General features: G+C 44.2%; 21 protein-coding genes and 1 tRNA gene. 3 read left to right on the top strand and 19 right to left on the bottom strand.

Annotation, left to right across the window (positions count from 1 at the left end):
- Nucleotides 1-16: 16 nt before the first annotated feature.
- The 13 genes from C8P65_RS01300 to C8P65_RS01240 all read right to left on the bottom strand — a co-directional run bounded on the left by C8P65_RS01300 (nt 17) and on the right by C8P65_RS01240 (nt 13,125).
- Complete coding sequence (locus C8P65_RS01300) at nt 17-2,398, bottom strand: hypothetical protein (protein ID WP_245887265.1); 2,382 nt, start codon at nt 2,396-2,398, stop codon at nt 17-19.
- A 51-nt stretch (nt 2,399-2,449) separates the two neighbouring features.
- Nucleotides 2,450-2,522: transfer RNA gene (locus tag C8P65_RS01295), tRNA-Arg, on the bottom strand.
- A gap of 15 nt (nt 2,523-2,537) precedes the next feature.
- The gene (locus C8P65_RS01290) at nt 2,538-2,987 is read right to left on the bottom strand and encodes a GatB/YqeY domain-containing protein (protein WP_095913513.1); all 450 of its coding nucleotides are present in this window, start codon (nt 2,985-2,987) and stop codon (nt 2,538-2,540) included.
- A gap of 71 nt (nt 2,988-3,058) precedes the next feature.
- Nucleotides 3,059-3,625, bottom strand: coding sequence for a gliding motility lipoprotein GldD (gldD, locus tag C8P65_RS01285; RefSeq protein ID WP_107780631.1), 567 nt, complete (start codon nt 3,623-3,625; stop codon nt 3,059-3,061).
- 108 nt (nt 3,626-3,733) lie between these two features.
- Entirely contained in the window at nt 3,734-4,069 is a 336-nt protein-coding gene (locus C8P65_RS01280) for a hypothetical protein (RefSeq protein WP_107780629.1), read from the bottom strand.
- A gap of 48 nt (nt 4,070-4,117) precedes the next feature.
- On the bottom strand, nt 4,118-4,807 hold the full coding sequence (locus tag C8P65_RS01275; protein WP_107780627.1) for a ComF family protein: 690 nt from the start codon (nt 4,805-4,807) through the stop codon (nt 4,118-4,120).
- An 18-nt stretch (nt 4,808-4,825) separates the two neighbouring features.
- Entirely contained in the window at nt 4,826-5,419 is a 594-nt protein-coding gene (locus tag C8P65_RS01270; protein WP_342747600.1) for a cytochrome c3 family protein, read from the bottom strand.
- A 1-nt stretch (nt 5,420) separates the two neighbouring features.
- Nucleotides 5,421-5,954, bottom strand: a complete 534-nt coding sequence (locus C8P65_RS01265) for a c-type cytochrome (RefSeq protein ID WP_107780623.1) — start codon at nt 5,952-5,954, stop codon at nt 5,421-5,423.
- Nucleotides 5,951-7,729, bottom strand: a complete 1,779-nt coding sequence (locus C8P65_RS01260) for a quinol:electron acceptor oxidoreductase subunit ActD (protein ID WP_107780621.1) — start codon at nt 7,727-7,729, stop codon at nt 5,951-5,953. The genes C8P65_RS01265 and C8P65_RS01260 overlap by 4 nt, the downstream gene beginning before the upstream one ends.
- Complete coding sequence (locus tag C8P65_RS01255; protein WP_107780619.1) at nt 7,716-10,526, bottom strand: 4Fe-4S dicluster domain-containing protein; 2,811 nt, start codon at nt 10,524-10,526, stop codon at nt 7,716-7,718. The genes C8P65_RS01260 and C8P65_RS01255 overlap by 14 nt, the downstream gene beginning before the upstream one ends.
- Before the next feature lie 144 nt (nt 10,527-10,670).
- Nucleotides 10,671-11,159 carry a hypothetical protein gene (locus C8P65_RS01250; RefSeq protein ID WP_107780617.1) on the bottom strand — a complete coding sequence of 163 codons (489 nt, stop codon included), beginning with the start codon at nt 11,157-11,159 and terminating at the stop codon, nt 10,671-10,673.
- Nucleotides 11,160-11,582: 423 nt separating this feature from the next.
- Nucleotides 11,583-12,155: a WG repeat-containing protein gene (locus C8P65_RS01245; RefSeq protein WP_107780615.1), complete on the bottom strand. Its 573-nt coding sequence runs from the start codon at nt 12,153-12,155 to the stop codon at nt 11,583-11,585.
- 64 nt (nt 12,156-12,219) lie between these two features.
- Complete coding sequence (locus C8P65_RS01240) at nt 12,220-13,125, bottom strand: hypothetical protein (protein ID WP_107780613.1); 906 nt, start codon at nt 13,123-13,125, stop codon at nt 12,220-12,222.
- Between the two features lie 429 nt (nt 13,126-13,554).
- Between C8P65_RS01240 and C8P65_RS01235 the strand changes: the two genes are divergently transcribed.
- From C8P65_RS01235 to C8P65_RS01225, 3 genes are read left to right on the top strand one after another with little or no spacing between them, the layout of a single operon-like run.
- Nucleotides 13,555-15,102 (top strand): glycine--tRNA ligase, encoded by a 1,548-nt coding sequence (locus C8P65_RS01235; RefSeq protein ID WP_107780611.1) that lies wholly within the window; start codon nt 13,555-13,557, stop codon nt 15,100-15,102.
- Entirely contained in the window at nt 15,102-15,704 is a 603-nt protein-coding gene (locus C8P65_RS01230) for a PAS domain-containing protein (RefSeq protein ID WP_107780609.1), read from the top strand. The genes C8P65_RS01235 and C8P65_RS01230 overlap by 1 nt, the downstream gene beginning before the upstream one ends.
- A gap of 6 nt (nt 15,705-15,710) precedes the next feature.
- On the top strand, nt 15,711-16,742 hold the full coding sequence (locus tag C8P65_RS01225; protein ID WP_107780608.1) for a phosphatase PAP2 family protein: 1,032 nt from the start codon (nt 15,711-15,713) through the stop codon (nt 16,740-16,742).
- Here the strand turns inward: C8P65_RS01225 and C8P65_RS01220 are convergent.
- From C8P65_RS01220 to C8P65_RS01195, 6 genes are all read right to left on the bottom strand, one after another.
- The gene (locus tag C8P65_RS01220) at nt 16,732-17,790 is read right to left on the bottom strand and encodes a leucine-rich repeat domain-containing protein (RefSeq protein WP_107780606.1); all 1,059 of its coding nucleotides are present in this window, start codon (nt 17,788-17,790) and stop codon (nt 16,732-16,734) included. The two genes, C8P65_RS01225 and C8P65_RS01220, sit on opposite strands and share 11 nt — an antisense overlap.
- Before the next feature lie 19 nt (nt 17,791-17,809).
- On the bottom strand, nt 17,810-18,694 hold the full coding sequence (locus tag C8P65_RS01215) for a PorP/SprF family type IX secretion system membrane protein (protein WP_107780604.1): 885 nt from the start codon (nt 18,692-18,694) through the stop codon (nt 17,810-17,812).
- Between the two features lie 12 nt (nt 18,695-18,706).
- Nucleotides 18,707-21,772, bottom strand: coding sequence for a thrombospondin type 3 repeat-containing protein (locus C8P65_RS01210; RefSeq protein WP_107780602.1), 3,066 nt, complete (start codon nt 21,770-21,772; stop codon nt 18,707-18,709).
- A gap of 147 nt (nt 21,773-21,919) precedes the next feature.
- Nucleotides 21,920-23,146 (bottom strand): HmuY family protein, encoded by a 1,227-nt coding sequence (locus tag C8P65_RS01205; protein WP_107780600.1) that lies wholly within the window; start codon nt 23,144-23,146, stop codon nt 21,920-21,922.
- A 16-nt stretch (nt 23,147-23,162) separates the two neighbouring features.
- The gene (locus C8P65_RS01200; RefSeq protein ID WP_107780598.1) at nt 23,163-25,286 is read right to left on the bottom strand and encodes a TonB-dependent receptor plug domain-containing protein; all 2,124 of its coding nucleotides are present in this window, start codon (nt 25,284-25,286) and stop codon (nt 23,163-23,165) included.
- Nucleotides 25,283-26,134: a lipocalin-like domain-containing protein gene (locus C8P65_RS01195; protein ID WP_170069069.1), complete on the bottom strand. Its 852-nt coding sequence runs from the start codon at nt 26,132-26,134 to the stop codon at nt 25,283-25,285. Before C8P65_RS01195 ends, C8P65_RS01200 begins: the two co-directional genes overlap by 4 nt.
- Nucleotides 26,135-26,137 lie beyond the last annotated feature (3 nt).

Below are 26,137 nucleotides of genomic sequence, written 5' to 3'. Positions count from 1 at the left end.
ATTTTAAGTTTCCGTATTATTCTAATTTTCTAACTGAAAAGACGACTATTTCAGTAGGACTTTTCTCAGTGACTATCCACACTGTTCTGTCCAAATCAACATCAATAGCTATAGGCGACACCGATTCTACAGGAAAATCCTTTATCAGGTTGCCCTTATCGTTGTACAAATAGGCTTTTTGGGTAGAAAGGTCATTTACGCTTACGTAGTTTGTCCCTCCTATTCTAAACAGACGCGGACGCTCGTATTTACCATTGAGCAGCTCTATTTTCTTAGTCCCAACAGTAAGTATATTACCCGAAAGGGCATAGAGCAAGTACTTATTCCCACCCCAGTAGAAAGGAGCTTCAAGGTTCTTTTTCTCTTTTCTGATACCGCCCTTTTCATCTATAAATACGGCATAGCCCTCATTGGTGGTAAACATAAAAAGTCCATTCCACACAGCAGGCGGATTGTCAGAAAAAGTATAGCGGTCGCGCACCGTGATGCGGTTTTCGCCATTGCGGTGCAGTATATTAAAAATACCGTTATCAGCGGCATAGATTAGATAATCCCGATCAGCAATCCTGAAGTGCTTAGGGGTGTAGAGGGGCTTGCCATTAGTACGCTGAAAAAAGCCCTTTACCACTTGTCCTTTGCGGTCTAACAGGTGCAGTGTCTGATTTTCGGCAAACAGAAAACGATATTCCCGATCGGCATTATAGTCAAAGACCTCTAAAGGGGTAAGCTGTCCCTTGTACTTGCGTGGGAAAGGCTCTACCTCTTTGCCATTGCGGTCTAACACCCATACAGTTTTTTCAGTAGAAAAAGCCATTTGCAGAAAACCATTCTTAAAAAGGTCTACTTGATAAATAGGACTTTGTATTTTGCCGTCCAAGTGCTTTTTCCAGAGTAGCGAACCGTTATTGCCTATTAGGTAAAGGTCGTTATTAGCATCTTGTACCGCTACTTCCAACTGCTTAGTGCGGTGGTTTAGTAGCAAAGTAGGCGGTATAACCATCTGGTCATCAAGGGCAAAGCGAAAGCGCTCTCGCATCTCGTCAGTAAGATTGCCTTCTGGCTGATGCTCGCATACAAAGTTCAGCACGTAGTAATCGTTCTGAGGGGTTTGCTGAAACAGTGCCCAGCGGTAATGCTCAGCTATATAAGGGTACTGCAAACTAAAGGAAGATTGGTCATAAAGGTTAGCAATACGGCTAAGAGTAACGTTCGAGGCACTGTGCTGAGCTAATTGTTGATAAGCTTTGTTATACGATAGGGTATTGCCGCGCTGCATATCGTTCACTACCGAGATAAGAAGTTCGCGGGTCGGGGTAAATATAAGGTTTCTCTGATATACCCCTACATAACGAGGCGCAAAATCAGGGGCAAAAGCCTTAAAGAAAGAAAGCGGCAGCTCTGGATTTAGGTCGTACATAGCGAAGTTGTACTGAAAATCCTCAGATAGTACAGGCAACTGCTGTAGCGCATCATCTACATTATAGGTTGAAGCAACTGCAAAATAACCATCGAGTGTTTGGGCAAAAGCGATACCATTAACACTCGTAAGAAAAGGCGATTGCTGCGCCAAGCTGTCAGGCAGACTGATAAGGTCGGCATCGTCAAACGAATAGGCGGTGAGCTTAAGCACTCGTGCAGGCAAATGGTCTATAAGAGTGTTCTGATAGGGTTGCGTGCGCAGCATACAGTCAGAAGTATTGTTTTCTTTGTCGATAAGACTAATACCGCTAAAGCGCACATTGTTTTCTTCTAAAAAAAGGTCAAAAGTCACCCAATTGTTATTGTTGGGCAGTACATCTGTGCCAAAGAAAGAGCGAAAATAGGTGTTAGCCCCTTCCTGCGAAAGGAAAATACTGGCGGCACACTCGTTATTGCTGAGTTTTTGCAAGGCTTCTAAATCCTGCTGACGAGTGGTAAGGGGTTTATCTTTGGGCTGGGCATAGCTACCCACTTTGTCTGTATCGCCTATAATGAGGTAATCGCCCTGTAGGGTATAAAACCATTCCTTGCCAAATTGGGCTTGCTTTTGCACTTTATCATTCGCTTTTTTCCAGATACTAAGGCTATCATTGGTTATATGAGGCGTTACAGCAAAGAAATGATCATCAGCCGAAAAAGCCACCCACAGATTCTCATCAGTAGGAAGGGTATTGAGTATCTTCACCTCGTGCAAACGGAAAGAATGAGGGTTATGCTGCTTCCAAAACGAATTGTTAGCGATAACACTTAAGAAATTGTCTTTGTCATTGATGCGATAGATAACAGCCGTATCTTCAGGAAAGGTGAAAGGGGTGATAACAGCTTTCTTTTCAGCTGAATCACAAGCTATTAGCGATAAGAAGAGCGATATGTATAACAGGAAGTACCTCAAGATGTATAGATGTTGATGATTAGGCAAAGAAAGCAGCTGATACTTTTTTCTAATAAAGTATCATCTGCTTTTTTGTTGTGACCGCAAGGGGATTCGAACCTCTATCGTCAGAACCGGAATCTGATATTCTATCCAGTTGAACTATGCAGCCAATTTTCTGTTATGCTTAAGCTAATAGCGATTTTACTATAGCCGAAATTACTTTCCCATCGGTTTTGCCCGCTAATTGCTTAGTAGCTACTCCCATTACTTTGCCCATATCTTTGGCAGAGGTCGCCCCTACTTCAGCTATAATAGCTTTCACGGCTTCTGTTACTTCTGCTTCCGACAGTTGTTTAGGTAAGAATTTTTCTATTACTGCCACTTGTGCCAATTCGGGTTCAGCCAAATCGTTTCTTCCTTGCTGTGCGTATAAGGCAGCACTATCTTTGCGTTGTTTTACTAATTTCTGAAGGAGTTTTAGTTCCTCTTCTTCTGCTAGTTCAGCAGCGGCTCCTGCTTCGGTTTTAGCCAGCAGTATAGCCGATTTAATAGCTCTTAATGATTCTAATGCAATGGTATCTTTAGCTTTCATTGCTTCTTTCAGAGCGTCCATTACCTTAGTTTGTAAACTCATAATTCATTTAATATTATAAGGGCAAAGTTACGCCAATATTTTTAACTGCACAATATTTTGCCCACATTTTTTTATTTCCACTGTAGCGATTCCATTATTTTGCGAATATCCTTTTCTATATAAGCACTAGCCGGCTGTATAGAATCGTAGTTGGGCACTGCCTTAAAGTAGATAGAACCCGAAATAAAGTGTCGCAGACTGTCAGTTGCATAAAACTGCGATTGCGAAGCGGCATTGCCATACACTTGGTAAAACATACCGTACACGTGGGTACTATCATTAGCAAAAACGGTAGAAGCTATATTATCGGCTTTAATAGTGTGCTCGTAGGTAAACTTTTGGGCGTCTTTCAGCAGTTTTTTCAAGTTGCCTTCTACGGGCTTATAGGTCAGATAGATAGTAGCGTGCATCGCGGGGTACTCTATGTTTATATCGCAATCGTGTGCCTGATATTTCACTTCCGACAGGCTGTTAGCCTCAAAGCTAAACGGACAGTTAGGCAGTTGGGTAACAGGTGCATAAACGGCAGGCGTGTAGTCCAACCGCAACCCTCCTTTAGGTTTGGGCAGGGTATCGCCCCCACAACTGCTAAGCAGCGAGCCTATAACAAACAAGAGTGTATATAAAGATATTTTCATCAGCAAAAGGTGTATAGCTAATATATGAAAAGAAAACCTCAGCAGTATAAGGGCTAAGGTTTTCTCGGTGTAATTTCAGAATAATATTTTTAGAGACTACAAAAAAGATTATTTAGCGTCTTTGTCAGCTGGGTTTTCTCCACCTTTTTTGCAGCAAGATTTCTTACCGTCTTTTTTGCAGCAAGATTTTTTGTCGGCATTCTTGTCGCAACATTTTTTATCTTCTTTAGCGTCTTTTTTGCAGCAAGACTTTTTACCGTCTTTTTTACATTCTTTTTTGCCGCCATCTTGGTCAGCTTTTTCTACCTTAGCATTAGCATTACCATCTTGGTCAAGTACTACGCTTTGGTTCATATCAGCTGCTGTAGCAGTAGCAGCAGTAGCGTTGGTGCTGAAAGCAAACATAGCGAATGCTACAGCCATTAGTTTCAATGTGTTCTTCATACGATATTTATTTAAGTTATTTATTAATTTACAATTAGTTACTTTTCCTTATTTGATTACCGCACAAGCTATTGAGGCTACACTTATTTTCACCTCTGGTATGCTGCTCAGGGCGGTGTAACAGCGCTCAAGGGTAGAGCCTGTAGTAATTACATCATCTACTAACAGCAGGTGCTTGCCTATCCATCGTTCAGGATTGCGGAGGGCGAAAATATGGTCGTTTTCGTTGAACCGCTTCCATACAAACTTCCGCGTTTGGGTGCCAACCGCATCGGTTTTTATCAGCAAATCATCTGTATAGGCTATCTGCATAGTGCGGGCTAAATTCTGCCCAAAACGCGCCACTTGGTTATAACCCCGCCGACGCAATTTGCGTGGGTGTAGCGGCACTGGTAGCACTACTTCTGCTGAAGAAAAAGGGGCGGCAGTTGCTATATAGCTGCCGAGCCACTTGCCAAGCCATTCACCTATTTCTTGCTTACCTTTGTACTTCAAATGGTGTATCAAATCTTGTGCCACATTGCGTTTCCCAAAGAAAAATAATGAGGTAGCTCCCTCTATAGGGCAACGATGCCTCAACGTTTGCCATAAGGGGTTGTCGGGCGACAAATGAAAAGAGGTCTCTTCTAAATGCGCTGTACAATTAAGACATAGGTACGACTGATGCGCCAATAGCGGCACCCCACAATGCAAACAGTAGCGAGGCTGCAATACCGAACGTATATCATCAAAAAGCAAAGCAAAGAGGGGTTTAGGTTAATAATGGCATTTGGCACACTCGGTGCTGACTTTCTGCGTGCGGTGACACTCTATACACCAACCCATAGTAAGAGGGGCGTGTTGTCGCATAACTTCCATCTTAGGCACCTCACCGTGACATTGTTGGCAGTCCAACCCTGCCACTTTTACGTGTTGTGAGTGATTGAAGTACGTAAAATCGGGTAGCTTATGTATGCGCACCCATTGTACTCCCTGCGGCTTGCCGATGTACTTAAACTGTTGTTCGTCCCAGCCTGCAGCAGCGTATAGTTTCTTTATTTCGGCAGTGTAGAAGGCTTTGGTATAACCTTGTGCAAGGTCTTCTTCGCCCTCATACTCGCTTATCGTTTTATGGCAACCCATACACACATTCAGCGAGGGGACGGCAGCCATAGCCGATGAGCGAGCCCCCGAATGGCAGTATTGGCAATCTATCTGATTGTCGCCCGCGTGTATCTTATGCGAAAAGTGTATTGGCTGCACAGGCTCATACCCCTCATTCACCCCTATTTGCATCAGATAGGCGAACAAGGCATAACAGCCCCCTAAAAAAGCCAATACCACTGTTATTATTATCAAACTCTTTTTCAATTTACTCGTCTTTCGTCTTTTGTATTTCACCTTTAAGCAACACTTGTTTCACTATCTGCCATCGTTCTTCTTCTGTCAGCTGTGTAGCAAAGGCAGGCATAGCATTGCGCCCGTAGTAAAGCACGTGGTAAATACTCCCTTCGGTAAAGTCACGACCTGCAAACTGAGGCACGCCAAACACCTTACCGCGCTGCACTAATACACCTTTGCCATCGCCTTGCTCACCGTGGCAAAGCGCGCAATACACATTATAGAGCGCTCGCCCTCGCGCGGCATCTACTGTTAGCGAGGTATCAGCGCGTAAGTTTGCCTTAGCCTGCTCATAGCCCTCGAGGGTATTAGGATACGGATAAGGGAGGCTACCGCGCTTCACAGTGTGTTCTGGCGGAGTCAGTGGGGGCGTAGCATAGGTTTTATAGGCAGCACTTTCGTACATATCAGGGGCAAACTCACGATTAGGCTTTTGCTTATCCCTACACGCCAAAAGCAACAGCCCTAAAAATACAAGCCCTATATATTTGGTTATACACTTCATTTTTCGTTTTTATCTTCTTGTGGGGCTGACTCATACGCTATCACAAACGTATCATCAGTACTCTCTGGCTTAGGGTTCTCTGCCTTTTTAGTCGGGTACAGACGACTGCGGAATAGAAAACTCAATACCAATAGGTGAGCCGCAAAATAGACCGTCAGCTCAAAAATAACAGGCACAAAGGCGGGCAGCCCTTGCCATAAAGTAGCGTTAGGCTTACCGCCAAAGTTTTGCGGCCAATCGGCTATCATAGTGTAATAGACCAGCCAAGCCCCAAAAAGGAAACCCAGCAGTCCGTATACAAAAGTGGCTTTGCCCAAGCGCGAGGGTTTATGCCCCAGTGCCTCGCTAAGCCCGTGTACCGCAAAGGGGGTATACACTTCTTTTATAGCGACTCCTCGCTGGCGTAGTGCCTTCACCTCAGCCACAAGCTCTTCAGCTGAGCGAGTCCTCTCTAGCTGTTTGCTGTCTAATATTACGTTTTGCTTAATCTCTGCTTGGGCAATCATCGGGAAAGTGCGGGCATAGAGCAAAAAGAGTACTAAGAAAAAACCTATTGTCCCTACAAACACCCCTACATCTACATAGGTAGGCGAAAACATCGTCCAAGATGAGGGTAAGTAGTCGCGGTGCAAAGAGGTAACGATAATCACAAAACGCTCAAACCACATCCCTACGCATATCACTATACTCACAAAAACGGTAAAGGCAATACTATGCCTAAGTCGTTTCACCCATAATAGTTGCGGTAGTAGCACATTGCAAAGGAGCATCAGCCCAAACGCCCACGCATAAGCCCCTGTTGCGCGATTCAGAAATACAAACTGTTCAGTCGCATTGTCCGAGCGCCAAGCGGTGTATATTTCCGTCAGATAAGCCACCGCCACAAGGCTACCGGCTATGAGCATCACGGTGTTCATTAGGGCTATGTGCTGGCGGGTGATATACGCCTGCAAATGGCACACCTTGCGCAAGATAATCAGCAGCAAACTCACCATCGCAAAGCCCGAAAAGATAGCCCCTGCTACAAAGTAAGGCGGAAAGATAGTGGCGTGCCAACCGGGTACTACCGAGGTAGCAAAGTCAAATGAAACGATAGTATGCACCGATAGCACCAAAGGCGTAGCAATACCCGCTAAAAGCAGGGTGGTTTGCTCAAAACGCTGCCAGTCTTTAGCGCGTCCGCTCCAGCCAAAGCTGAGCAAGCTGTATATTTTCTTCTGAAAAGGTTTAAAAGCGCGGTCGCGTAGCATCGCAAAGTCGGGGAGCAAGCCTACCCACCAGAAAACTAACGACACCGAAAAGTAGGTCGCTATCGCAAACACATCCCATAGCAGAGGCGAATTGAAATTATCCCACAGCGAACCGTATTGGTTAGGAATAGGCAGCGTAAAATGTAATAGCCAAGGTCTGCCCATATGCAGTATCGGGAAGATACCTGCTTGTATAACAGCAAAAATGGTCATCGCTTCAGCAGAGCGATTGATAGCTACGCGCCATTGCTGACGAAAGAGCAGCAGTATAGCCGAGATGAACGTACCCGCGTGCCCGATGCCTATCCACCACACAAAGTTAGTAATATCCCACGCCCAGCCTACCGTCTTGTTGAGCCCCCATACGCCTATACCATCTCTTACGGTTAGCCACATACACCAAAACCCCCAAAGGGCGGCGACTGAGGCAAGAGCAAAAGCGAGCCACCATTGCCCATTAGCGCGCCCCTCTATAGGGCGTGCTACCTCACTGCTGATAGTATGATAAGGGTTATGCTTCGTCATTAGTTTTATCAGTATTTCTTATTTTGGTTTGATATATTACATTGGGTTGCGTACCGAGCTGCTCTAATAAGTGATACATACGGTCACTGGCAGTAAGTGGCACAATAGGGTCTTCGGGGTTATTAGCATCGCCAAAACGGATAGCCCCTGTAGTACACGCCGCCGCACAAGCCGTTGCCCTGCTAAACGCATCTGCTGCCACAGGGTGTCCCTCGCGTTTGGCACGGAGTATTACCTCTTGGGTGCGCTGAATGCAGAGCGAGCACTTCTCCATCACCCCACGTGTGCGCACCGTTACATCAGGGTTGAGCAGCATTCGCCCTACTTCGCTATTCATATTATAATTAAAAGCAGGATTCTGACTGTAGTCGAACCAGTTGAAGCGGCGCACTTTGTACGGACAGTTATTCGCACAATAGCGCGTACCTACACAGCGGTTATACGCCATTTGGTTCTGCCCTTGCGCTCCGTGTACAGTAGCTCCTACGGGGCAAACCGTCTCGCAAGGGGCTTTTTCGCAATGCTGACACATCACTGGCTGAAAACCTACTTTGTCTTCTTCAGAGTAATAACGGTCTATGCGCAGCCAATGCATATCGCGCGAACGGCTTACCTCTTCTTTGCCTACTACCGGCACATTGTTCTCGGCGTGGCAGGCTATTACACAAGCCCCACAACCTATGCAGGCATTAAGGTCGATAGAGAGTTTAAAACGATGTCCTTCTTTTTTAGCAGGCGATGAGGGCAAAGGCACCACTGGCGGCAATGCCTGATATTGCGCCAAGGTGAGCTCTTTCAGCACATTGTCGCGACCCTCTAAGCTGTTGTGCAACTGCATACAGGCAAAGGTGTGCTCTCCTCCTACCTTTTCGATAGTAACATCTTGCGTTTGGTTACCTTTTTTGTATAGTCTGTATAGCACGAAAGCATTCACGCCCACCTGCATTTCGGGGGGCAGCCCTGCTTGGCGTCCATAGCCTAAAGCCAGCCCTACACTGCCCTGCGCCTGCCCTTCCATTAGGTATACAGGTGCTACCACACTCACCCCGTCGGCAGTTACTTTGGCAGTATGACCGCATAGGGCTCCGTTGGCAGTATGCCAATTCTCAATACCGAGGCGCTTAGCATCAGCAGGGTGCATCGTCAGGTAGTTATCCCACGTAGCGCGACTGATAGGGTCGGGCAATTCTTGCAGCCAAGGGTTATTGGCTTGCTGTCCATCGCCTAAAGCAGTCGAAGGGTAGAGCGTTAGCTGAAAGTCTGTAGTAGCCTTAGCCGAAGCAAGCGCACCATAAGCGAGCTCTTGACAACTCATCTTAGTCAATATCATTGGCGGAACAGGAGTGAATACCTCGTCTTCTCTTACAAAAGTACCGTTTTGTAGTGCTACTTCCCAAGGAGTATTGCCCAAAATATGCTCTTGCCAATAGGCTCTGATATAATCGTAATAAGTATGAGGGCGCCCCAGCCATTGCAAAAAGCAATCTTGCCACTGATGCGTATTGAAGAGCGGACGGATACAAGGCTGCATCAGTCCGTAATGTCCGTATTTAAACTGTACATCGCCCCACGCCTCTAAGTAATGCGGTTGGGGGGCTATATAGGTAGTTTTTAGGGCTGTTTCGTCTGCCCTAAGCGCAAACGATACCGAAAAAGGCACTTTAGCCAGTCCCTCGGCAAAACCATCAGCTTTAGCCAAACTGTACAGCGGATTCAGATTATTAATGAAGAGTACCCCTACTTTGCCCTCTTGCATATCCGCTATAAGGTTGTATAGCATAGCACTATACCCTTGACGAGTAAGGCGAGGCGTACGCAACACAAAGGCGGCACTCTGCAACTGCTCATTGAGTTCAAAAGCCAAGAGCGGTACGTGCATCAGGTCAATACCGGTAACGATAAGAGCCTCACTGCCTGCTTGTCGCACTTCTTTAGCAAGAGCGATGATACGCTCGGTAAGGGCAGGCGGCAACGTCTTATCTTTTAGAGGATAACCCTTGCAGAAGTTGTAAAACTGTGCAAAAGCCCGCTGCAATAGGGCTGGCGGCAAAGCGATGCGCTCATCGGCATTAGCTCCTGTTAGGCTGAGGTTACTCTCTAATTGTATATGGCGCGACATCCCCCCTGTTTTTGTAGGAATACGCCCTTGGGCATAGCTGTCGGCATAGCCCCCTCCGTTCCAGTCGCCCAAAAAATCAGCCGCAAACGAAACGATGAGCTTAGCCTTGCTGAAATCGTAATCGGGCATCGCACGCCGCCCGTACTGATGCTCAAAGGCAAAAAGAGTCGCATCTTCCGATATGGTATCGTATTCTATAAGCTGAAAAGTAGGATATTCAGCTTTAAGTTCATCGATAAGTGCATAGGCTGACGGACTTGCCAAAGTCTGCGAAAGAAACACAATCTGTTTGCCTTCTGCTTTGGCTTTAGCTAAAGCCGCACGGGTGTCGCGGTCTAATAGTTCCCATTTACCAGCCTTTTCTTGGGGTATCTCCCTATTACTGTCATATAAACTGAGCAGCGATGCCAATATGCGGGCATTTACTGCCTTACCGCAGCGGGCATCGGGGTTAGGCTCTATAAGGATAGGTCGCCCCTCGAGGGTTTTGACCAATACGCTAGCAAAGTCGAAACCATCGGCTATACAAGTAGCGTAATAATTAGCTTGGCTGGGCACAATCTCCTCAGGCTGCACAAGATAAGGTATAGACTTATGCACGGGACCTTCGCAAGCTGCCAACGCCGCTGCTGCCGTACTAAAACCTATATATTTAAGAAAGTCACGCCTTGAAGTCATTGTATATTATTAAAGTTTTGGCAAAGGTAAGAATAATTAACTAATTAGCCAATTTGCCAATTAGAAAATTTCACAGAAGCTAAAAGGGTATATTTTATAGCGGGTCACTATATTCCGATGCAAAAATACATCTTTTTTATTCTTCTAACCCTCATAATCAATATGATATTCTTCATAATTGAAATCCACTAAGTCGATACCTTGTGGAGTCATCTTAAAAGCGGGGGTACGCTCTATAGGCGACACGAAAATATCCTTCCCACTGAACTGCCAGAGAATTTTGCCCTGCTTGTTAAGGCGTGATATCTCCACCTCGCCGTGTGTAATATAATCATCTTGATAGGGGGCTATCTCAAAGCAAGTAGCCATATCTACTTGTGTATGCCAAATGAGTTCTAATGTAGGCAATAGAATACAAAATACCTCATTACCACAAGCTATGAGCAACCTATCACCGTCTAACAGCGCACTTTTCTCCCACAGACTGCTCACGCTCCCTCCTCCTGTAAGGACTACGTTTTTTATCTCCTCTTCTGCCTCATAGAGATAAACCGCTACTTGTGGTGGGTGTACTTCCTTTTCTCTTATCTCTATTTGATAAGGATTTTTATAAAGCCAAAGGGTATTTTTCATAATTTCGATTTTCTTTTATATCCAATAAATAGTATAAAACTCAAACTTACTGCTATATTAATTATAAAATTTAGTAGTGGCAAGTAGAGAAGAAATAGATTTATTCTCTACTTTTTTTGCCACGAAAGCAATTAACTGAAAAACTAACAAAGGAATTATGAGTTTCCCTGCCAGTTCCAATTCTGAAGATATAGAAGGATATAAGTTCATAATAACTTCTTTTTAAGGTTTTATAATTGCTCTTTAATAGTGTCTATCAACCCCTCTACTTTACGGCTCCCATATAACTTCTAATTTTACAAAAATAAGCATCTTAACATAAGTGGCAAAGGTAAGAATAATTAACTAATTAGCCAATTTGCCAATTAGAAAATTCCATAAAAACTAAAAGACTATTTTTCATACTATTTTATTCTAACAAAATTACCAGCCTTTTTTCTCAATCTTAAACTCACAATTATTAATAGTAACAATCGCACAGCGTAATTTAAAAGGTGTAGCACGATCATATATAGGAGGGATTATCTCCTTACCTTTTTTATTCAGGTAGCCATATTTATAATTCTTTTTGAAGAGAATAAGTCCTTCACTTAGTTTATCAATATAATCATACTGAAAAGGAACTACATTGTTCTTACTCTCATTAATCATACCATATTTGCCATTGCGCTTAACTGTTGCGAGTCCATCTACAAAATTCCCCACATCTTCATAATTTACATCAATAAGCAGTTTCCCTTCTTTGTCAAACAAACCATATCGACTATTCTTTCTCACCTTAAAAAATTTTCTATCAATACGTTTGATTTCATCATATTCGAGAGGGATAATTTCTTTACCTTTAAAATCTACCACTGCACACTTATTGTTTTTCCTAACGATAGCTACCCCTTCATTAAATGATTCTATATAATTATAGTTACTATACCAATTATTTTGTCCTTGAACCTCACAAACAAAACAATACAAAAATATCCATAAATAGTTCCATTTCATAATACAATTATTTTAAAAAAATTAAGCTCGATTGAGTAAGGCAATACCTTGTTTTTCTATACTTTTACCACTTGCGGTATTCATCGGTGATATCTACATTATCTACTAATTCCAATCCCGTTTTGCGTATGAGTGTATTGAGCCACTCGCAAAGTTCCTCACGCTCCATTGTTTCTATAAGTCCGTATTTGTCATTAATTTTATTGAGTTTTTTTACCAATTTGCCCATAGAGTTATAAACGGTAGTCGCATTTTTCTTTTGCACCGCCTCACAAAGTGTTTGCACATATTCCGTAAGGGCTGTTTCTACAGCGGTAATACTTTCTTCTGAAAACATATCATCACCCTGAGCCATACGCTGGCGCCACTCTGGAATAGGTGTTTCGGAGAGAAAAGCTTGTATTTCAGGAATGCGATTGGGGTCTATGTTCTTGTTTTGCGATTTGAGGAGGGCTTTTAGGCGAATACGTTCCTTTTCATAGAGTTCTAATTTGAATAACATTAGCCTGTCCAGTTGTTCCTTAGGATTCAGAGCCACTAACAAGCTAAATTCCTCAAATAAAACATCATAAGTAGAACCATAATCACTCACTTCTTTACGCGTAAGCTTCTTGCCTATTTTCTGTTCAATGGTTGTTTTATCATCGCCAATGTTCAATCCAAAAGGCAGGTTTATATCAGAAATTTTTCCATCGGGTGCATTCTCGGAATCAATGGTGATTTGATGCAAAATAAGTTGGTCTTTTTCCTTGTTATAATTGCCAATAGGCTCTCCATAAGCGGGAGCATACCTCACATAACCCGTAAATAGGCAGCGAATGGTATTTTCTTCATTATTAACTCGTACCCAAAATAAGTTGCCATAAGCATCATATTCAGGTTCAGGGTTTTGTGGCAAATGATATTGCGCAAAAAAATCTTTTATTTCCGGAGAATGGATAGGTCGCCCTAATAAATCTTGGATTTCCATAGTCGTTTAGTTTTTCAGATGATACTGATGAGCATTGACACCAAATACTTCTAAGTTTTTATCGGCAGCTTTAGAGAGAAACTAACAATCTAAAAGCCTCTTTTACAAAATCAAGTATCTTAACATAAGTGGCAAAAATAAGAATAATTTACCAATTAGCAAATTTGCTAATTCTCTAATTTACGCTAATTCCCCAGAAAAATCTACTACAGCCATCTCCCCTTTACCTCAGATATAGGAAGGATATACTTACAGCGAAGGATAGGCGAAAGATTACCGAAGTATAAACAACTAATTATGGTTCAAAAACCAGAAAAACATCCTACCCGCGCTAACACCTAAAATCTAACACCTAATTTTGCTAATTCCCAAATTATTTATACCTTTGTACTCTGAACTCATTTCACCCTGAAAAATTCACAAAAATATATGGCAAAAACAGAAGATTTATTTAAAAAAGTAATTGCACACGCCAAAGAATATGGCTTTATATTCCCTTCAAGCGAAATCTATGACGGTCTGAGTGCCGTGTACGACTACGGACAAAACGGAGTTGAACTGAAGAAAAATATCCGCGAATACTGGTGGAAAGCAATGGTACAAATGAATGAAAATATAGTGGGTATAGATGCCGCTATCTTTATGCACCCTACCACTTGGAAGGCTTCTGGTCACGTAGATGCTTTCAACGACCCACTTATCGACAATAAAGACTCTAAAAAACGCTACCGTGCCGATGTGCTTGTAGAAGATTACGTAGCTAAATTAGACGATAAGATTGAAAAAGAAATTGCCAAAGCGCAAAAACGCTTCGGCGATGCTTTCGACCGCGAGCAGTTCGTCACTACTAACCCCAAAGTGCTTGAATACAAACAGCGCGGCGAAGAAATTCTACACCGCTTAGGCAAATCACTAGAAAAAGAAGACCTTGCCGATGTAAAAGCCCTTATCGAAGAACTCGAAATAGCCGACCCCGAAACAGGTTCGCGCAACTGGACAGATGTAAAGCAGTTCAACCTAATGTTCGGCACTAAAATAGGCGCCTCTGCCGATGCTTCAATGGACTTATACCTACGCCCCGAAACCGCTCAGGGTATTTTTGTAAACTTCCTGAACGTACAAAAGTCCGGACGTATGAAGATTCCTTTTGGTATCGCCCAAACCGGAAAGGCTTTCCGCAACGAGATAGTGGCTCGTCAGTTCATTTTCCGTATGCGCGAGTTTGAGCAAATGGAAATGCAGTTCTTCATCAAACCAGGTACACAACAACAGTGGTATGAGTATTGGAAAGAAACTCGCCTGAAATGGCACTTATCACTTGGTATGGGCGAGGAAAACTACCGCTATCACCCACACGAAAAGTTAGCGCACTACGCCGATGCTGCTTGCGATATAGAGTTCCGTTTCCCATTCGGGTTCAAAGAGTTAGAGGGTATCCACTCTCGTACTAACTTCGACCTTGGCAACCACGAGAAATACTCAGGCAAGAAAATGCAATACTTCGACCCTGAAGACAATCAAAGTTTTACCCCTTACGTACTCGAAACCTCTATCGGCTTAGACCGTATGTTCTTGGCGGTACTCTCTAATTCACTACAAGAAGAGACCTTAGAAGGAGGCGACACCCGCACCGTATTGCGTTTGCCTTTTGTATTAGCGCCTACTAAAGTAGCCGTATTGCCACTGCTGAAAAAAGACGGACTACCAGAGGTAGCCGAACAGATAGTAAACGAGCTAAAATACGATTTCAATGTAGCTTACGACGAAAAAGATGCGGTAGGAAGACGTTATCGTCGTCAAGATGCAGTAGGTACGCCTTTCTGTGTAACGGTCGATCATCAGACCTTAGAAGACAATACCGTTACCTTGCGCCACCGCGACACTATGGAGCAAGTGCGCATAGCGATACCTGAACTCCGCGCTGCTATTGCTAAAGAAGTTGATATGCGCAACTGGTTGCACAAATTAAGTAAATAATGACAGAAAATCCAACGATAAAGCGCCCTGAGCCTATAGATGAAGAGGTGATATGGGACAAGCGTGCTACCCTAATGAGCCGTACTAACAAGCACGGACACATCATAGCGAGCAACGCTGCCTTTCAGGAAGTATCGGGCTACAATGAGGCTGAGCTATACAATCAGCCTCATAGCCTTATACGCCACCCCGATATGCCTAAGGTGGTGTTTAAAATACTGTGGGAGAACCTAAAGGGGAAGAACAACTTTCACGCTATTATCAAGAATCTATCGAAGAGCGGTAGGTATTATTGGGTGATTACCAATTTTGAGATTATCAGAAATGAGAAAGACGAAATCACGCACTATGTATCGTATCGCAAGGCATTGCCCAAGCATTTGATTAACGTACATATCGCCCCCCTATACGAGCGACTGCTAAAGATTGAGAAAGCTAATGGTATGGAGGTAAGCGAACGGTACTTCAATGGTTTTTTAGAAGACCGAAAGACCACTTACGATGCCTTCATCAGAACGCTAATGAAAGAAAATGCCGAAGAAATACGTTCATTTTACAACAACAAAGACACCGATAGTTTTCTGAATGATTTAATTCGATAAAGATAAATGAAATACCTTTTACTCTCGCTGTTCCTCTGTACCCTCTCTGCTGTTACAGCACAAGAAAAAGACTCTATTCCACAATCGCTATCAGATAGCCTTGCAAATGCGCTGCAAGGCTCGCACCCTTCTGAAGTAGATTTATTGAGCAGGCAATACAAAATCAACGATAACCTGACCTATGAGTATAAAAAACCGCGTTTTGCTGACCTTTTCAACAAGATACCACGCAATATAGGTAAATCGGCAGTGGAGATGGTTTCTAAGCCTAATTATCCTTACGGATTGGCAGCTATTGGGGCTACAGCAGCTATCATTCCTGCTGACCCTTGGCTTATAAGAGAAAGTAGAAGTTTTGGCGAAAGTTTAGGACTAAATGAAGCCCATACTTATAAAAAGTTGGGTTTCTTAAAGATTGTACCTGCTGATGTCAATTCGGCATTGTATTTCATTGGCAATGGTACTACTTTTATCATTATCAGTGGGGGAATGGCTACCTACGGACTCATCACAGGCGATTACCGCGCCAAAAGTACCGCTATGCAAGTATTGGAGAGTATTGTAGTATCAGGAACGTTTGTACAACCTTTCAAACGACTTACAGGGCGTGAGAGTCCGTTTATAACAGTAAATGATGGGCGTTGGCATAGCTATTGGACGTTTGCTCCAAGTTTCAAAGCCTATCAGGAAGACACCCCTCACTACGATGCGATGTTCTCCGGACATCTTACTACTGCTATGTCGGCTATTACCGTTATTGCCGAAAACTATGCTGACTATAAATGGATAAAGCCCGTAGGCTATAGTGCCTTAGGGCTTATGTGTTTTGAGATGATGCAAAGCAAAGTGCATTGGGCTTCGGATTACCCTGTAGCGCTATTTGTAGGCTACATTACCGGTAAGACGATAGCTAACAGACGTATCACTAAGCGTTATACTGAAGGCAATGCCTTAGTAAAACCAAAATACCAATGGCAATTTAGCAGTTCGTATACCTTAGAAGGCTATCAGTTAGTAGGTGCAAAACTTACTTTTTAATAACTGTTACTTTTAGCTGCGCATCTTGGTCGCTTATAACATCAGTGATAGTGCAAGTGAAAGTGCCTTCTTTGAGTCCTTTTACGGCTATGCGGGTAACGTTATTAGCATCTTGGTCGGGCGTACCTACTATGGCTATCGCCTCGCTATCTTTAGTCTGCCGTATTTGGTAGCGCTTGCTACCGTATATCGAAAAGACTTGTATTTCATCTACCTTTACGGTTACCTCTGTCTTCTCTAATCGAAGAGGGGTAAAAGCTATTTTCCTATTAATATAACGCCTATAAGGAGCCCAATCAGCTTTCTCTACCCGATAGGTATTGGTGGCCTCGCGAGGCACTATAATATCAATAAGAGTTTCAAAAGGGAAAGGTGCGCCCTTGCGTTGCAGTGCAGCCTCTCCTTTAGGGAAAGAAAGGCGGGGCGGCTCGGTACCATTAAGAGTAACCGTCTGAAGCCCTGTCTGCATAAAAGCCCCTGTGCTAATATGCGAAATGGTTTTAGGCAGGGTGATACTCTTCAGTTGGGCATTGCCTGCAAAAGCCTGCTCTTTGATTTCAAAAAGTTCCTTAGGCAACTTTACTTCAGTAAGTCCTGCATCGGCAAAAGCAAACTTCTCTATCTCTTTGACCGAATCGGGGATATCTATACGGGTAAGGCGCTTACAACCCTCAAAAGTGCTTAGAGCAATCGTTCTAAAATTAGCATTCTTAGGCAAGGCTACTGTAGTAAGCGATGTACACCCCTCAAAAGCTTTTTCTTCTATCTTCTCTACTGTATTGGGTAGGGTGATACTCACTATAGGCGTACCTTTAAATGCCTCTTTACCTACAATCGTAATTCGTTTGAGGGCAGGGTGCGTACCGAGGTCAAGGGTGGTGGTAGTTGTATCGAGCCACTTTAGTAGGGTTTCTTTATCATCGCTGAGCTTATAGGCAGTTGCTACAGTAGGTTTCTCTTCCTTTTTCTTAGGCTCTTCTGGGTCGCTCTGCTTGGTGCAATGCCACCCCAAGAACGCTAACACTGCTACGAATAATAAACGTTTCATCACTTCTTCTTTTAAGGAATTACCAATATACTTTTAGCATAAACTCGTGAAAGTTGCGCACACTTGCCCCTACATTATTATCGACATTGGTTTCGAAGCCATAGCCTACAGATAGGTGGTACTTAGGCACTTTGAAAAGCGCACAGATATTCACCGCACTATCGGAGCGGTAGCCTAAAGCAGCCTCTACATAATCGCTGTAGAGAACAGCTGCTGAAGCGTTAAGCTGATAGTCACCCTTTTGATTGATATACGCTTGCGCTCGTGGACTTAGCGTAAAGTCGGCAGTGAGGGGATAGAAATAGCCTGCCTGCGCATAAAAGCTGATACGCTCGGCTACTGAAGTTACTACTTCATTCTCTACTTTAGTCTTATCTGACGCCAATAGGTTAGGAGCCGATAGCCCCACGTAGAAGCGCGGTTGCTGATAATAAGCCCCTACCCCTACATTAGGTTGAAATCTACCCGATACGCCTTGCAAATAAGGGTCGTACTGGTCGTTATAGGTTTTAAAGCGACTACTATCTATATTGAAGAGATTACCTCCTGCTTTGATACCCAAATAGAGGTTGTCAGTTTCAGTAAGAGGGAGCGCATAAGCGAAGTCGGCAAATAAAGCGGTCTGGTGCTGCACAAACACCTTTTCCCTCACTACCGATGCCCCTATGGCTACGTGATTGCTCAGGCGGTGGGTAGTGTTGAGCGTTTGCTGCTGAGGACTATCGGAAGAAGCGCTTTTCGCCCACTGGTAGCGCAGGTGTGCGCCTATAGTATGGTTGCCTTCAGCCCCTATAGCCGCAGGGTTCACTACATTCTGAAACTGATTATAGAATATATAGTTTGCCTCTTGAGCACTGCCGATAGCAGCACTCAAGAGCAAAGCTGATAGTATTAGTTTTTTCATCAAAAAAGTATATTAATAGTTAATGAATAACCACCCCTCTTGGGTGCGTTTGTTCTTAATCGTAAACTTATAGAAGTAGTAGCCTTGAGGCAACTTCTGACCGTCTAAGCCTAAGCCTTTCCATTGATTATGATAGCCACGCGCTTCGTATACTAATTGTCCTTCGCGGGTGAATACCTGCAACACATTATTAGGGTAGAACGATATACGATGTATCACAAAAGTATCGTTTACACCATCGCCATTAGGAGTGAATGCATTAGGGATTAAGACCGTTTGATGTTCGTCATCTTTATCGTTAGGCACCCCATCGCCATCAGCATCGTTATCGCAGACATCGCCTATGCCATCGCGGTCGGTATCGGCTTGGTCGGGGTTGTAGGTTTCAGGGCAATTATCTTTATCATTAGGCACCCCGTCACCATCTACATCGTCATCGCAGGCATCGCCTATACCATCCTTATCGAGGTCTTTCTGCGATGGATTCTTCACAAACGGACAATTATCTTTCTCATTAGGAATACCGTCATTGTCTATATCGGGGTCGCAAGCATCGCCTATACCATCGTGGTCAGTATCTGCTTGGTCGGGATTAGAGTAATCGGGACAGTTATCGCGGTCGTTAGGGATACCGTCGCCATCGCGGTCTTCATCGCATATATCGCCTATACCGTCCTTGTCGAGGTCTTTCTGGTCGGGGTTAGCCATATCGGGGCAGTTATCCTTTTCATCGGGTATCTTATCGAGGTCGCGGTCGCCACTACAGATGTCGCCTATGCCATCGCCATCAGAGTCTTTTTGGTCGGGGTTAGCGTGGTACGGACAGTTGTCTGAGGCATTTGGTATACCATCGCCATCAGCATCGTCATCGCAGGCATCGCCCATACCATCTTTATCGGTATCTTTCTGATTCGTATTTGGTATGCGTGCGCAATTATCGGTAGCATTATTTACGCCGTCGCCGTCTATATCCTCATCGCACACATCGCCTATACCATCTCCGTCAAGGTCAGCTTGGTCTGGGTTAGGGGTTTCTATACAGTTATCAAGACTATCGACTATGCCATCGCCATCAATATCGCCATCAGTCTTTACTATTATCTTGCCGAGATTGACCGCCAAGTAGATATTATCGACAGGGCGAATCATAAAGCGGCCATTGGTAGTAGTAAGGTCGGCAGTAGCGGTAAAGGTATAGCTACCATTATTAGGAATATTAGCCGCAAGAGTATGCGTGAAAGTCTGTCCGTCGAGAGCAAAAAGAATGTTTACTCGCTGGGTATTCACTTCCTGTTTATCGGTATCGGCTACATTCCAAGTGATAGTACAGGTTTTGCCTACAAACCAATATGTCTTTCTGGCTTGTGAAGTAACCTCGAAAGGACCTGCATTATTCGTTACATTTATCTTCACCCCTGCATACACGGTATTACCGGTGCTTACATCAGTCTCGCGATCGTCTCGCCTACCGAGGCTCTTATCCATTACTACAAATGCCCATTTGAGGGTGCGCTTCACGCTGCTAACCGTTTCCCAAGTGGAAGTAGGGCCAGGGTTGCGCTCGCTTAACTTCCCTTCTAATATCTGAGAAAGACGGGGAATGTAGCGCTCATTAGAACGACTGGGTCTTAGTGAACGAGCCATAGGTCCTTCCGTTAGATTATCAGCAAAGTTATCGGAAGTAACTGTGATGCGGCCAGGTTGGGGACTATTATGCTGCTCCCACATATAATAGAGCGTATCGCCATCGGGGTCGGTAGCAGTACCTACTAAATGATAGGCAGTACTGCGCGGAATAGTATAATCGTTGAGCTCGCCTATTACGGGCACTGAATTGGCAATAGGCGCTTTGACCGGACAAGTAGCCGCAGTGATGTGCTTCATCATCTGCTCTACGCTTACGTGATTGAAATAAGGGTCTGAACGCCTTTGCACGTTATTAGCCCCCGATATACCCGCATAGCCCATAATGGTAGAGCCACTACCGGGTTCTACTTGTGCGCCTGTGTTTTCGTTATTGAGGTTATGCACGTGGTTAGCCCCCATTTGGTGACCCAGCTCGTGGCAGAAGAAATCGATGTCGAACACATCTTTTTCTACACTGTTAGAGAGGTCGCCTGCTGAGAAAGCACGTCCTTTTTCGCCTTTTTCGCATATACAACCTATACAACCAGCATTACCATTAGGCTGCTTAGTATGGTGAAATACGTGTCCCACATCATAATTAGCATCGCCTACTTTCTCGTCTAAAAACTTCTGTAGAGGGTCGCCATTCCACGTTTCGGCACGCATATTATTGCGGAAAGGGTCGTCTTTTCTGTTATTGATAATAGTTTCTACCCCTGTTACCAATTGGAATTGGATAGACATCTGGGTACGATACACCTGATTGGTGCGCTGTATGGTAGAAACAATAGCGGCAAGGGCGCGCTCTGGGCTACCAAAACGCAAGGTGTAATCGCTGGTAGCAGCAATAGCTATACGTATGGTGCGCAGGGTAGGCTCTGTAGCAAAAAGGTTGCCGGTAGTACGCTGGGTAAGTGAAGCAGGAGTAACTGCGGCTGCTTTGACTTTTGCCATTGTACCACAATCAAAAGTCATTTGCTCTACGGAAGCACTGCGCTGGTAGGCCATATGCTTCACCCCACTGCGGTTAGTAGGCTGTACGAAAGCGTATTCGTTATTGTCATCGAACATAGCTGAAAGCCCTACCTCAGGCGACCACGTAAAGGCTACCTCTTTATCGGGTTGGGAAAGCGAGTAGCCCGCATAAGTCTCTATCTGTGGGTAGCGCTCTGCCAACTCGTCAGATAGGACACTGGTTTTTCGCACGCGGAAAGACTCGAGTTCGCCCTTAGCATTAGGGAGTTTGATTACTACCTCAGCGGTATTGCCTCGTGCCGTAGCACTATGTAGCGCATTGGCAAAGGCTTTCTTATTGAGGGTGTACTCTTGGTGGTGCGCTGTAGCGGCTTCGGCACTGCGACTGCTTAAGCCCGCTTGCTTCCAATACTCTTGTGCCTGTAGCCCTATAGCCCAAGCAAAGCACAAAATTAGTAAAATATTCTTTTTAAACACTTTTTTTAGTCGTTAGTTTGTTAGTCGTTAGTCGTTAGTTGTTAGTCGCTAGTCGCTAGTCGTTAGAGGGCGATTCATTCGGTTATTGTTCGCTTATCCTTCGCTCATCGTTCGCTCAAGCTATATCCAAATCGGCTCTTTTGTCAATTACTGTTTGGGTACATATTGATACTCGATGGTAGGATAGCCTCTCTCGCCCGCATCGTTTTTCATTGTTCTGACTATGAGTTTGAAGTGATTGCCTTCGCCGTCTCTAACCACATACCAATAGGGACGGATAGTACCTCCGTTGGGCAGGTCTCTCCACGATTTGCCTAAGCCTAAACGATTGTATTTATCACCATCGAAATTAGCTCCTTTGACAGTGGTTTCCCAAAATATTTGGGAAGGGATATTTTTATAGGCTTCGTAGGCTTTTTCAGTAGTTTCAAACTGTTTGGTATGCGCTACTTTAGTACCTGCGTGTATGTTATTGATTATCAGGTCGGGGTAAAGGGTTACATTGCTTCGCGCATCGTAATCTTTGTTAGTAAGCCAAGCTACCCCAGCGGTATAGCACAAATCCCAATCGTTTTTCTTAGGCTCTACTTGCACCATTTGCTCAGAGACAAGGTTTAAGTACACAAAGTTATAAGCTGCGTTTTTGGCTACTGTAAAGGTCTTAACAGCAGCAGGAGCAGTAGCAGCGGTACGTGGCACAAACATCACTTTATACTTTCCGTTTTCGCGTAGTACCCGTATTTTGCCCCAACCTTTGTGCGCTCCTAATATATTTACGCTTCCTTTTACAGGAGTTTTATCGCTGATAGCAAAGCCCATACTAAGTAGGTATACTTTGTTTTCTTCGTCTTTAGCTGAAACACCAGCGATAGCTGTACCAGAACCAGGTTCGTTATTGCGCGGAGCTAAATAACCGCGAGGGTCGTCTATCAATCTACGGCTAACAAGGTGGTTAGGCGATGGGTTGGTAGGGTCGGTATTGAGCAGTATGGTTTTATCCTCTTCTACCCTTTTATTTATATCGGTAGTTTCTTGCTCTAATGCTGACATTGCAATAGCAGGGTTGATGAGCACTCTAAAATCGTCATCACCACAATAGAAAGCTAAGTGCCAAGTGTCGCGCTTAATTAGAGTAGTCTTTCCGGTAGAAAGGTCGATGTATACTTGGTTAGGCTCATTAGCGCCTCCTACCTCAGGTTGTACTGTGATAGGGGTTAGCGGTTTTACGCTAAGAGTACCTGAGGCTGTACCTTGCTCGGTAGTGCTGGTTTGAGTGCCATTGCCCTCTGGCAGTTTCTTTTCAGGTTCTGATTCTTTTTGGCAAGCCCCAAACATAAAGGCTGCAATACTGAGTGATAGAATTATTTTTTTCATATAAATAGTAAGATTTTTAATATTTAATATTCAGATTATAAGAGAGTTTCAAATAAAACATACGTCCGTTGGCAATAGGGTAATTGCGCTCGGTGGTTATACCCAATAGCGATGTTTGGGTAAGGGTAGTATTGATTACGTTTAGCACATTGCGGCAACCTAAAACAAAGTCGATGCGCTTCTGCCAAAACGATTGTTGCAGGGAAGCATCGACCCAACCATAAGGCGACAAGGTACCCAGCGCTGCCCCATCGGTAGTAGCCATCCACATTTGCGACTTGCCCACGAACTTATAATTGGCCGTAAGCACGGTGTTCGTTTTGGACAACTGATAGGCAAGCCCTGCATTGGCATTGATATTCAAGAGAAAACGGTCGTCTTTCTTTATCTTTGACACATCATCTGTCTGCGATACCCAGACAAAAGCCCCGCCTAAGGTAAGCCCCAGATTGTTCCACACAAACCTATGTGTGGTGATAATATTGTTATTGAGAAAACGGCTGACATTGAGGTACTGAGTGTGTGGCATACCGCCTTGCAATTCTAACAATATGTTATCTATCTTATCGTATATACGATTGTGGCTAAAGGCTAAGTTGCTAGTAAGCTGAGTAGCGGCATCAGTGCCAAAAGTAAAGACCTTTTTGGCATTGAGCTCCGTAGAGAAGCTGCGCTCAGGCACTAAGTTTTCATTGCCCAAAAAGATATGCCCTATAAAGACATTGCGCACATACAACTCTTGAAAGTTAGGTGTGCGATAGGCTTGTCCTACTGAAGCGCGTAGCTCGACATTGGCAGGCAAGAGATAGCGCGCACCCAACGAATAGGCGTATTGGTTATTGAACAAACGCTGTAGCGAGTAGCGAGCTCCTGGACGGATAGAAATTTTTTTGGTGATATTGGCTTCTACAGAAGCATAAAGGTCGTAATTATCAATGGCTTTATCTACGAACTTTTCGGTAGAACCTTCGTCGCGGATGATAGCATAGCCCTGATTGCGCACAGCCTCATAGCCTACTTGCCATTGGTATCTCTTCTTAGCCAAAGCCCCACTGAGGTAGCCCGATGAGTAAAACACATCCATAGACTGGTTGCGCCTTTTTTCATTATTGATTTCGTGATGATAATCAATAAGGTAGCGGAAGGTTTCGGTAGCACGCTCTTGATACTGATAAGAAGCGGTAAGGTTGTACTTTAGCTGACTAAGTGACCCACTGAGGTTAAGCTGGTGGTTCTGGCGCGAATAGTAATCGCGCTGGTCATTACCAAAAGTGTAATCGCCATAACGAGGACTATAGGTGCGCTCGGCAGTGCGGTCGTAAGTGTTGTACTGGTCGCGCATATACTCAAAGCGATAAATGAGCTTATAGCTATCGCCCTGATAGGTAGTCATTACATTGGTTTGATAGAGAAAATAAGGTTGGCGCTCAAAGCCCCTAAGCCCATCTGTACCCAAGTAGTTTTTGCCTTTGTACTTACCCCAAAAGCCATTGAAGTTATTGCGATTCATACCCACAGAAGCAAACCAACGCTTAGAGAGATTGGTAGCAGCTCGGAAGTTGAGATAATGTTTGCCTTTATTTAGAAAATTGTACTCGCGCGAGAGGGTTTCCTCCTGAAGCGAGTAGGTAATATCCCACTTATTGGTTGCTTTTTTCTTGGTGATGATGTTCATAATACCGGTTACCGCATTGGCACCGTGGGTTACGCCCATCGCCCCTTCGACTATCTCTATGCGCTCAATATCATCTACATTTATCTGCGAAAGGTCGGTATTGACCCCTAAGCCGTCTTCGCTTACCAGCGGCACATTGTCTACAAATACCTTGAAGTAGTTAGCCCCTAAGCCATAGAGCGAAATCTTCTGCTTGCCACTGCCCTCATCGGGAAGGATATTGAGGTTTACATACTGATTTAGCACCTCGCCTAAATGGGTAGCCCCAACGCCTTTTATCTGCTCTTTGGTAATGACTTGCACGTTCTTGACCGACTTTTTGACCGACTGGGGTTCTATTTGCCCCGAGACTACCACCTCCTCAAGGTCGATAACCTTGTCGGTTTTAGTAGGCTGTGCAGCGGTTACTACCGAGAAGAGCAGCACCGAGACGATAGCGATATTATGTAGGATGGAGCGCCTCATTTGAATGTTTTTTCTTTGCGGTAAAACTCATTTTCGTAGTCGCCTGCTAAGCCATTTACAAAGCCCCAAAACTCGAGCGTGCCATTGCCGAGCCTAAACTCGCGCAAGCCTACATTTACCTTGCCTCTTATCTTGTTGCGTACCTTTATGATACCCAAGCCAGCAGATATTTCGTAAGCTCCTTTGTAGACTGTTTCGCGGCATTTGTTCTTAGTATAGCGATACTGATACATAGTAATAGAGTCTTTGGTAATCACTACCTTTTGTTGCGAACGACAACCCGAAAAATCGGTTAAATCTTTGTCATAATTATAAATGTCATTGCGCCAAAGGCTGTGAATATACCAAGTGCCGATGATTTCTTTGACAGGGTCATACTGGTAGTTCTTATGGTAGGTAGCTGTCTGCACCCCTCCTGCCCTATTGGTGTACACCATCACCAAGGTATCGGTGGTTAGGCTATAGGTATACGCCTCGGTAGCAGTAGACGAGGCTACCGACTGTAGTACTAACTGCTGCAAGGTAGTAGTGTAGGTTTTAGCTTCTACTACATAGTTGCAAGCGTCTTTAGCATCATTAGGGTCGGTATTGGGGGTATACTGATAGGTAGTGCGGGTAGCGGTTTGGTCTGCCCCAAAGACTAAGCTACTCTTGCGATTGCAGTTTTCCATCTTAGTTTCGTAACCATCTTCTTCTAACTTCACCAAACGCCATTCGCCTACTAAGGGAGAAACAGATGCTTCTGGCTTAGGAGGGGCAGGCAATTCGGGATTAGGGTCTTCTTTTTGCTTATCGCAAGCTACTAAGGCAAGCGAAAACATTATAAGAAAATAATATATTTTGTTCATTTT

It is taken from the genome of Capnocytophaga leadbetteri (assembly GCF_003054025.1).
GTDB lineage: Bacteria > Bacteroidota > Bacteroidia > Flavobacteriales > Flavobacteriaceae > Capnocytophaga > Capnocytophaga leadbetteri.
Note: the sequence above shows the minus strand (reverse complement) of the source record. Positions and strands in the feature narration are given on the sequence as shown.